Origin of the sequence: Mycobacterium sp. (assembly GCF_049802695.1) — a bacterium.
Lineage (GTDB): Bacteria > Actinomycetota > Actinomycetes > Mycobacteriales > Mycobacteriaceae > Mycobacterium.
On record NZ_JBARMY010000041.1, the window covers coordinates 1 to 9,481 of the forward strand.

The window sequence follows — 9,481 nt, forward strand, 5'->3', positions numbered from 1 at the left end:
GCCCGCGGCGGTGGGGGTGGCGGCGGTGTTCGCGACGGTGGGATTTTGCTGGTTTGACGGTTACGCTCTTGTCCAGCAACGCTACTGGCAGGGCATCGCGATGAATCGGCCGTTCCAATACTGGAGCTGGGCGAATCTGGCGTCGGTCGTGTGCGCGATCGGTTTGGGCAGCGTCGCCGCTTTGGGGCGGGTCTTCGACATCGCCGCGATTCGCCGGCGGTCCGGTCTTCATCTGCTGGTGCTGGCCGCAATTGCCGCGATGCTCTGCGCCGATCTGAGCATGCTCAGCAAAGCCGAAACCGAACGCATCTGGCTACCGTTCACCGTGTGGCTGACCGCGGCTCCGGCATTGCTGCCGCGGCGATCCCAACAATGGTGGCTGGCCGCCAATATCATCGGCGCTCTCGCCATCAACCATTTCATTCTGACGAACTGGTAGCCGAACGTCGCAGGATTACTGCTCGGGTATCTCGCGTTCGATCTCGTCGAGCCAGGTGCGTGCTGACATGTCCGACGGCGCCCGCCAATCGCCGCGCGGCGACAACGAGCCGCCGTGCGACACCTTGGGTCCGTTGGGCACCGCCGAGCGTTTGAACTGACTGAACGAGTAGAACCTTTCGACGAAGACCTGCAGCCAATGCCGAATCTCGCTCAGCGAATACGCCGGCCGCTTGTTCTCCGGGAAACCCGGCGGCCAGTTGCCGCGGTCCACGTCACTCCAGGCATGCCAGGCCAGAAATGCGATCTTGGACGGGCGGAACCCGTAGCGCAGCACATGGAACAATGAGAAGTCTTGCAGCACATAAGGTCCGACTTTTGCTTCGCTGCTCTGCAGCTGCTCCTCCTCGCCGGTCGGCACCAACTCGGGGGTGATTTCAGTGTCCACCACCGACTGCAGTGTCGCCGACACCTCCTCGTCGAACTGGCCCGAGGAGATGACCCAGCGAATCAGATGCTGTACCAACGTCTTCGGCACACCGCCGTTGACATTATAATGCGACATCTGATCGCCGACGCCGTATGTCGACCAGCCCAGCGCGAGCTCGGACAAGTCTCCCGTGCCGAGCACGATGCCGCCGCGCTGGTTGGCCAGCCGGAACAGGTAGTCGGTGCGCACGCCGGCCTGCACGTTCTCGAAGGTGACGTCGTAGACCTTGTCGCCGCGGGAGAACGGGTGCTTCATGGTGGCCAGCATCAGTTCGGCGGTGTCGCGGATGTCGATCTCTTCGAAGGTGACGCCCAACGCCCCGGCCAGCCTGACCGCGTTGCGTTTGGTGTGTTCGCCGGTTGCGAATCCGGGTAGCGTGAAGGCGAGAATGTCGCTGCGCGGACGCCCTTCGCGGTCCATCGCGCGGGCGGCGACGATCAGGGCGTGCGTCGAGTCGAGGCCGCCGGAGACGCCGATGACGATCTTCGGGTAGTCGAGCGCCCGCAGCCGCTGTTCGAGACCGGCGACCTGGATGTTGTAGGCCTCGTAGCAGTCCTGCTGCAGCCGTTTCGGATCGGCCGGTACGAACGGGAAGCGCTCGATGTCGCGCAACAGACCGATGTCGCCGGTCGGCGGATCCAGCCGGAACTCGATGCGCCGGAACGATTCTGTTGTCGCCCGGTGGTGGCGCCGGTTGTCGTCAAAGCTGTTCATCCGCAGCCGTTCGGACCTGATCAACTCGGTGTCGACGTCGGCGACGCTGCGCCGCTCGCTTTTCGGGAAGCGCTCGGAATCGGCGAGCAGCTCGCCGTTTTCGAAGATCATCGTCTGCCCGTCCCAGGCCAGATCCGTGGTGGACTCGCCCTCGCCGGCCGCCGCGTACACGTAGGAGGCCAGGCACCGCGCCGACGCCGACCTGGCCAGCAGGCAACGGTCCTCGGCGCGACCGACGGTGATCGGGCTGCCGGACAGGTTGGCCAGCACCGTCGCACCCGCCAGCGCCGCGTGGGCACTGGGCGGAACCGGCACGAACATGTCCTCACAGATCTCGACGTGCAGCACGAAGCCGGGCAGATCCGAGGCGGCGAACAGCAGATCCGGACCGAACGGAGTCTCGGTGTCATCCAGGCGGATGCTGCCGTGCTCCTGATCGCCCGGCGCGATCTGGCGATACTCGTAGAACTCCCGGTAGGTCGGCAGATAGGACTTGGGCGCCACCCCGAGGACGACGCCGCGGTGGATGACGACTGCGGTGTTGTAGACGCGGTGCCGGTAGCGCAACGGTGCGCCCACCACCAGCACCGGCAACAGTTCGGTGCTGGCTGCGACGATCTCGAGCAGCGCTTCCTCGACGGCGTCGAGCAGCGCATCCTGCAACACGATGTCCTCGACGGAGTAGCCCGAGAGCGTCAGCTCCGGAAACACCGCCAGCGCCACGCTGTCCTCGTGGCACGCTCGGGCCAGCTGCAGCACCGAGGCCGCATTGGCCGCCGGATCACCGATCGTCGTGTGGTGCGTGCACGCCGCGACGCGCACAAACCCGTGCCGGTAAGCGGAGTAAAAGGTCATCGTCCTCACATTCTCGTCTGGCCCGTGTCAATACCCGGCCACCGGGTATCAACACACCGTGAGCGACACCGCCGTACTCGTCATCGACATGCTGAACGCCTATCAGCATGATGACGCCGATTTGTTGATACCCAACGTCGAGAAGGTCATCGAACCGATAGCCCACATCGTCCGCTGCGCACGCGACCACGAAGACATCGACCTGATCTACGTCAACGACAACTACGGCGATTTCACCGCAGAGTTCTCGGACCTCGTCGACGCGGCGGTCCACGGCGCCCGACCGGATCTGGTGGAACCGATCCTGCCGGGCAACGGTTGCCGGATGATGAGCAAAGTCCGGCACAGCGCGTTCTACTCAACTCCGCTGGAATACCTGCTGAACCGGCTCTGCACCAAACGGTTGATCCTGACCGGGCAAGTCACCGAGCAGTGCATCCTGTACAGCGCGCTGGACGCCTACGTGCGGCATTACCAGGTGCTGGTGCCGATGGATGCTGTCGCGCACATCGACGCCGACCTCGGTGCCGCAGCGCTGCGGATGATGGAAAAGAACATGGACGCGGAGTTGATTCACGCCGCGGACTGCTTCGCCCGGATCTAGTGGCCGCGGCGTACCGCGCGAGCGTGCACAAAATGCCGCAGCCATCCGCGTGTCGGCGTACGAACACGCACGTTCGGCGGGGGTTTGACGTTGCCGCCTAATCTGGACGGGATGGAGGTCGCCGACATCAGAACGCCCGCGCTGATCGCGCTGTTGGCCGGCCGACGGGTGGTGGGGCTCACCGGCGCAGGGATGTCCACCGACTCAGGCATCCCCGACTACCGGGGCCGGGATTCGCCGCCCAGCAATCCGATGACGATTCGCCAGTTCACGTCCGATCCGGAGTTCCGGCGGCGTTACTGGGCGCGCAACCACGTCGGCTGGCGGCACATGGCCGACACGCTGCCCAACGCCGGGCACCGCGCGCTGGCGACGCTCGAACGTGCCGGCGTGGTGACCGGGATCATCACCCAGAACGTGGATCTGTTGCACACCAAGGCCGGCAGCCATACGGTGATCAACCTGCACGGCAGCTATGCGCAGGTGGTCTGCCTGGCGTGTGGCTACACCACGAGCCGCACTGCGTTGGCCGAGCAGCTGGAAGCGCTCAATCCCGGCTTCCTCCAGCGGGCCGAGGCGCAGGGTGGACTGGCGGTCGCGCCCGACGCCGACGCCGTCGTCGCCGATACCGCCTCCTTCCTTTACGTCGCCTGCCCGGAATGCGGCGGCATGCTCAAACCCGACATCGTCTACTTCGGCGAGAACGTGCCCAAAGACCGTGTGGATCAAGCATTTTCACTAGTCGACGACGCTGACGTGCTGCTGGTGGCCGGATCTTCGCTGACGGTGTTCTCCGGATACCGGTTCGTCCGCCATGCCGCCGCACTGGGCATCCCGGTCGCCATCGTCAATCGCGGGCCCACCCGTGGTGACACGCTTGCCAACGTCAAAGTGGACGGCGGTTGCTCGGAGATCCTGGTTCTGCTCTCAAACGAGCTGCGCGAGCTGTGCGGGCTGCCGGCGAACCGCTAGGGCACTTTCCGGGTGGTGATCGGCCCGATGGACAGATCGCGCCGGACGCTGTTGGCGAATGACCGGGTGGCCAGCACCGGACTGGGCGTCGCGCTGTGGTGGGTGAATCCGTCGATGAGTTCTCCCAAGGCGTCCAGCGCGCCGTGCTGCGGTGACCAGTCCAACAGTGTGCGGGCGCGCTGAGTGTCGAGTAGCGGCACCGTGAAGGCCATGTCGAGCCAGCCTTCATCGATCGGCTGCAGCCGCGCCCGCCAACTGATCTGCACGAGCGCCCGCAGAATCGGCGCCGGGACATGAATTGCTTTGGCGCCCAATACGTGAGCGACGTCGTCTCGGCGCACCGGCGGCTCCGCGCTGAGATTGAACGGCCCGGCCGCACGCCGCTCGACCGCCCTGACCACCGCGTCAGCCACGTCGTCGGCGTGAATCACCGGGATCGTCAGCGACCGGTCCAAGGGCAATATCGGCAGCAGCCGCACCCAGGCCGAGTCGACGTAGGCAGGAAGAGTGTATCGGCGCAGCCCGGAGGCGGCGTCACGTTGCAGGACGAACCCCGGCCGCATCCGGGTGATGACCGTACCGTCGCCGTCACGGCGCTCGTAATCGTCCAACATCGCTTCTACCGCCGACTTCGCCCGGCTGTAGGGCGAGCTGGCGATACCGGCGGTCGACCATGACTCGTCGACCCGCTGCCCGTAGCGCCCAGCGGCGTAGGTGCCCACCGACGACATGTGCACCAGCTGACCGATCCCAGCGGCGCGCGCAGCCGCCAGCACCGCTGAACTGCCGTTGACACCCACCGCATCGAGATAGCGCGTGTTGCGGGTCGGCTGGAACGCCCAGGCCAGGTGCACCACCGACTCCGCGCCGGTGAACACCCGCTGCAGACGCGTCGCGGCCTGGTGCTCGGCCACATCGAGTTGGTGCCAGGTCACAGCCTCATAGACACCGATCGGCGGTGGCCGGCGCCGGGCGACGCCGTGAATCTCGTAGTCGCCGCCGGAAGCCGCCAAGCGTTTCAGCAACGCGGTACCGATGTTGCCGCTGGCTCCAACTATCACAATTCGGGTGGCCACCTGAGTACCGATACCCCTTTTGTTCAGCGCAAGAACATTCGGCATGAACGGGCGCCCCGGCCGGTCATTGACAAGCTGCACGGCCGCTGCGATAGTCGTCCACATCGAGATGAAAACGTTGTTTTCAGATAACGCCTCGGTGGCGCCCGAAGGCGGTGAAGCGTGAGCGCTGAGCAGCGGCCGATGGCGTGGTTACCGCACTCGATTGCGGAGGCAGCCACAGGCACACCGGGCAGCGACGACCTGAAAATGCCGGCGGCGTGGTCGCATCTGATGCACCGGCTCGAGAGCGCAGCGGAGACCGTCGGATCCGACCCGGCGAGTGGTAATCGCCTCGATTTCGCCGCGGGGATGCGACATCTGCTGGTGCTGCTGGCCGCGGGCATCGATGAGGCGTTGCGATTCGACCCTGATCCGATTCTGTCGGTCGAGCGCGCGAGCACGAACGACATCGTGACGTGGGGAATGGAGTGCCCGGACTGCCTCTACACCCGCGCCACGATGCGCGGAGATGGGAGCTATCGACTCTTCGGTAACCGGGGCACTGCCCGGTATGTGGGTTTGCAGACGATGAACGGCATCTCCTCGACCGCGAATGCTCTGGTCGACGAACTCGACGTGGAGATGCACGGCAACTTCGAGGTGGTGTTGTCCGCCGAGGAGCACGACGGGAACTGGATGCGGATCGAGGGTGCCGATCCCACCTTGACGGTGCGACATTTCTTCTACGACTGGGACACCGAGGTGCCCTCGTCGTTACGAATCGAGCGAATCGGCGACTCGGCGCCCCGCGAAATCCCCGGCATTGATCCCGACATCGTGGTGTCGCGACAACTCGTCGCCCTCGGCGACTTCGTTCACGACAATCTTCGATTCTTTCTGCAGTTCGGCGCGGCGGCGCCACCGAACGGCTTCTTGCCGCCGATCGATTACACCGCGATCGGTGCGGCCGCGGAGAACAGACCCGTGATCGGTCGCTGGGAACTTGGGTCCGAGGAGGCGCTGATCCTCGAAGTCGAACCGCCACAAGGGGTTTACTGGAGCATTTCGCTCGGCAATCCATGGTGGGAAACGATTCACTACGGCCGCCGTCAGTCCAGCCTGAACGGGCATCAGGCCGTCGTCGATTCCGATGGTGTGGTGCGGGTAGTGGTGTGCGGGCGCGACCCCGGGGTGGCCAATTGGCTTGACACCGCCGGATTCAGCAACGGTGCGATGATCCTGCGCTGCGTGCGCACCATTACAGCACCGACGCCGCGGGCCCGCGTGATGTCGTTTGACGACATTGCATCGGCGTTGCCCGCCGATACCACGAGGGTCACCCTTGAGGAGCGCGCATCGGTTCTCGAGCGCCGCCGGCGCGCCGTGCACGGAAGGTTCGCTCGGTGATGTTCTCCGCCGATGAGCTAGAAGACGGCGCACGGGCCGCGACGGGTCTGCATGATTTCGGGTCGCGCTATTACCGGGAAGGCCTGCAGCGCACCGTGGATGCGTTGAACACCGAAGCGGAGCTTTCCGAGCTGGGCCGCATCATTCAGCACGCCACGATCAGCAACGCGCTGATTCAGCGCCTCAGAATTGAAAACACCTACGCCCAACACCCCGAGATTGACGACGAGGTGGTGGGCGGCCCGATCTTCATCATCGGGTTACCGCGCACCGGGACCACGGCGCTCAGTCAACTGGTGGCTGCCGATCCTCAGTTCCGTTCCTTGCGGATGTGGGAGTCGCAGGCTCCGACGCCGCCGCCGGAGGCCGCTACCCAACGCACTGATCCGCGAATCGCGCAGGCCGAAGAAGGCCTGAAGATGCTGCACGACTTGTTCCCGTTGATGAAGACGCTGTACAACTCCGAGGCGACAGCGGCGACCGAATGTCAGGACTTGATGGGGATGAGTTTCCGCACCTTCCATTTCGACGGCGTCGTTCGGGTCCCGAGTTACCTGGCCTGGCTGATGCACTGCGATATGCGGGAAACTTACACCTTTCATCGGAGGGTGCTCAGAATCCTGCAGTGGCACTGCCCGCCAACGCTGTGGCACCTCAAGACGCCCGTGCATGTGTTCGCGCTGGACGCCCTCGTCGAGGCCTATCCCGATGCCAAATTCATGTGGAGCCACCGTGACCCCGCAAAGGTGCTGGGTTCGGTGTGCAGCCTGATCCGATACGTGCGCAGCTGGAGCAGTGACCGCGACGACCCCGGGGAACTGGGCGCGGAGCAGCTCGACAGCTGGGCGGAGGGTGTCGCGCGGGCAATGGATTTCCGCAACCGGGTGGGCGATGACCGGTTTTGCGATGTGGCGTTCGCGGACTTGCAGAACGATCCGGTGCGCACGTTGCAGGCCAGCTATCGATCTTTGGGCTTGACGTTTTCCGAGGCGAGCGCACACTCGATCGAGCAGTGGGCCCGCGAGCACAAACCTGGCGCCCGCGGTGCACACGACTACGACCTGGCCGACTACGGCCTGACACCAGAAGGCGTCCGCGAACGGTTCGCCGATTATCTGCGCAGCTATGACGCAACCGCATGACCCGCCCACTTATCCGGCGGCGGGACAAGCTCGCTCCTGACCCCGACGTGCGCCGCGCCATCGTGGCTGCGGCGTCGGAAACCTTGCGCGAACGGGGAGTTCGGGGGCTGAGCATCGCCACAGTGCTCAGTCGCGCTCAGCTGAGCACCCGTGCGTTCTACCGGCATTTCGAATCGAAGGACCAGCTGGTCGCCGCCGTCTTTCTCGAAATGGCACGCAACGAGATGCTCAGGCTGCGAGGCAAAATGGCGAAGGCCGCCGGCCCGGTCGAGGCGGTGGCCGGCTGGATCGACGGGCGTCTTGACCTGGCGTTCGACGAGGACATCAGGTCTGATCTGCGCCGTTTGTCTTCAGAGGCCCAGTCTCAGATGTTCGCCTCACCTCAGCTGATTCAGCCTGCCTACGCAACGATGCTGGAGCCGCTCATCGAGCAACTTCAGCAGGGCGTGGTCCAGGGCGTGTTTCACAACATCGATCCGGTGACCGACGCGCAGGCCATCCAGGCCGTGGTGTGGGCGGGTACCGAACGGCAGTGGGCGACGGGCGATTGTGCATACGCAGAGGTCCGCGAACGTACTGTGCGGTTCTGCTTACGCGGACTAGGCGTGGCACCGGGCAGCATCGCTGCATCGCTGCGCGCGACTGAACGGTAAGGAGCAACGATGGACCTGGGTCTGGCCGGAGCGAAAGCAGTCGTGACCGGCGGCAGCAAGGGCATGGGTCTGGCCATCGCTCGAACTCTGGCGACTGAAGGAGCAAGCGTCGCTGTGATGGCCAGGAACAGAACAGCTCTGGATGCCGCGGTGGACTCACTCCGGGAGGCGGGAGCGCCCGACGCCGTCGGAATCAGCGTGGACATGGCCGACGCCGCATCTATTACCCGTGGATTCGACGCGGTCTCCGATCGTTGGGGACAGCTGAACAGCCTGGTGCACACCATCGGACCCGGCGACGGGTACTTCGAGCAGATGGACGACAGCGAATGGAACGCCGCGTTCACGCTTGGCACCATGTCAGGCGTCCGTTGCATTCGGGCCGCGTTGCCCATGCTGCGCGCCGCTGACTGGGCCCGCATCGTCACTTTGTCCGCGCACTCCATTCAGCGGCAGAATCCGCGCATCATCGCCTACACAGCATCGAAGGCAGCACTATCCAGTGTCACCAAGAACCTCTCGAAAAGCCTTGCCAAAAGCGGCGTCCTGGTCAACTGCGTCTGCCCGGGAACCATCGTGACCGCCAGCTTCACCGAACAACTCAAAGATGTCCTGGCCGCCGAAGGCCTCGACGCCACCAATCCACACGACGTCATGACCTGGATCGACACCAACTTCCACCAGCCATGCGATCTCGGCCGCGCAGGGCTGCCTGACGAGGTCGCCTCCATCACCACCTACCTGGCGTCTCAGCGCAACGGCTATGTCACCGGGGCAACAGTGAACGTCGACGGAGGCTCAGACTTCATCTGACGAGCGAATACTCAAAGCAGCGCAGTAACCGACGCTCTACACGGCCACCAGGTCGTCGGCGTGCACCACCGGGCGGCGCAGTTCTGAAGGCAGCTCCGATGTGGAGCGGCCGATCATCGGGGCCAGTTCGGCCGCATCGTAGGCGACCACCCCGCGGGCTATCGTCACCGCATCCGGACCGTGCAGTTCGACCACGTCGCCGCCGTAGAAACGGCCGGACAGCGCTGTGACACCGGCGGGTAGCAGCGAACGCCGTTGCCGCAGCACCGCGCGCACCGCGCCGTCGTCCAGCGTCAGCGAGCCCGCGGAGTCCGCGGCGTAACGCACCCAGAATC

Annotated in this window: 9 protein-coding genes and 1 pseudogene; 7 read left to right on the forward strand and 3 right to left on the reverse strand. The window is 64.8% G+C overall.

All coding sequences use genetic code 11. The features are described from left to right. Positions 1–439 (forward strand): annotated as a pseudogene (locus tag WA317_RS01570) (hypothetical protein); the annotation flags it as partial. 15 nt (positions 440–454) lie between these two features. On the opposite strand, the gene WA317_RS01575 reads toward WA317_RS01570, so the two are convergent. Continuing rightward, complete coding sequence (locus WA317_RS01575; protein WP_425171362.1) at positions 455–2,497, reverse strand: NAD(+) synthase; 2,043 nt, start codon at positions 2,495–2,497, stop codon at positions 455–457. A gap of 58 nt (positions 2,498–2,555) precedes the next feature. Here WA317_RS01575 and WA317_RS01580 point away from each other — a divergent pair, with 58 nt between their 5' ends. Further along, the gene (locus tag WA317_RS01580) at positions 2,556–3,101 is read left to right on the forward strand and encodes a cysteine hydrolase family protein (protein ID WP_425171363.1); all 546 of its coding nucleotides are present in this window, start codon (positions 2,556–2,558) and stop codon (positions 3,099–3,101) included. A gap of 111 nt (positions 3,102–3,212) precedes the next feature. Beyond that, positions 3,213–4,073 (forward strand): SIR2 family NAD-dependent protein deacylase, encoded by an 861-nt coding sequence (locus WA317_RS01585; protein ID WP_425171364.1) that lies wholly within the window; start codon positions 3,213–3,215, stop codon positions 4,071–4,073. On the opposite strand, the gene WA317_RS01590 is transcribed toward WA317_RS01585, so the two are convergent. Further along, positions 4,070–5,149 carry an NAD-dependent epimerase/dehydratase family protein gene (locus WA317_RS01590; protein ID WP_425171369.1) on the reverse strand — a complete coding sequence of 360 codons (1,080 nt, stop codon included), beginning with the start codon at positions 5,147–5,149 and terminating at the stop codon, positions 4,070–4,072. The two genes, WA317_RS01585 and WA317_RS01590, sit on opposite strands and share 4 nt — an antisense overlap. A gap of 183 nt (positions 5,150–5,332) precedes the next feature. Between WA317_RS01590 and WA317_RS01595 the strand changes: the two genes are divergently transcribed. The 4 genes from WA317_RS01595 to WA317_RS01610 are packed head-to-tail and all read left to right on the forward strand — an operon-like array spanning position 5,333 to position 9,146. Continuing rightward, complete coding sequence (locus WA317_RS01595; RefSeq protein WP_425171370.1) at positions 5,333–6,538, forward strand: DUF1214 domain-containing protein; 1,206 nt, start codon at positions 5,333–5,335, stop codon at positions 6,536–6,538. Then, positions 6,535–7,680, forward strand: a complete 1,146-nt coding sequence (locus WA317_RS01600) for a sulfotransferase family protein (RefSeq protein ID WP_425171365.1) — start codon at positions 6,535–6,537, stop codon at positions 7,678–7,680. The genes WA317_RS01595 and WA317_RS01600 overlap by 4 nt, the downstream gene beginning before the upstream one ends. Next, positions 7,677–8,333, forward strand: a complete 657-nt coding sequence (locus tag WA317_RS01605) for a TetR/AcrR family transcriptional regulator (protein ID WP_425171366.1) — start codon at positions 7,677–7,679, stop codon at positions 8,331–8,333. The genes WA317_RS01600 and WA317_RS01605 overlap by 4 nt, the downstream gene beginning before the upstream one ends. Before the next feature lie 9 nt (positions 8,334–8,342). Then, complete coding sequence (locus WA317_RS01610) at positions 8,343–9,146, forward strand: SDR family NAD(P)-dependent oxidoreductase (protein WP_425171367.1); 804 nt, start codon at positions 8,343–8,345, stop codon at positions 9,144–9,146. Positions 9,147–9,182: 36 nt separating this feature from the next. On the opposite strand, the gene WA317_RS01615 is transcribed toward WA317_RS01610, so the two are convergent. Next, the coding region (locus WA317_RS01615) for a PUA domain-containing protein (protein WP_425171368.1) at positions 9,183–9,481 on the reverse strand (299 nt) is incomplete at its 5' end.

What these genes read in the sequence shown, in the direction of transcription:
- WA317_RS01575 (WP_425171362.1), bottom strand. Translation starts at nt 2,497, where the DNA reads ATGACCTTTTACTCCGCTTACCGGCACGGGTTTGTGCGCGTCGCGGCG.
- WA317_RS01585 (WP_425171364.1), top strand. Translation starts at nt 3,213, where the DNA reads ATGGAGGTCGCCGACATCAGAACGCCCGCGCTGATCGCGCTGTTGGCC.
- WA317_RS01595 (WP_425171370.1), top strand. Translation starts at nt 5,333, where the DNA reads ATGGCGTGGTTACCGCACTCGATTGCGGAGGCAGCCACAGGCACACCG.
- WA317_RS01605 (WP_425171366.1), top strand. Translation starts at nt 7,677, where the DNA reads ATGACCCGCCCACTTATCCGGCGGCGGGACAAGCTCGCTCCTGACCCC.
- WA317_RS01610 (WP_425171367.1), top strand. Translation starts at nt 8,343, where the DNA reads ATGGACCTGGGTCTGGCCGGAGCGAAAGCAGTCGTGACCGGCGGCAGC.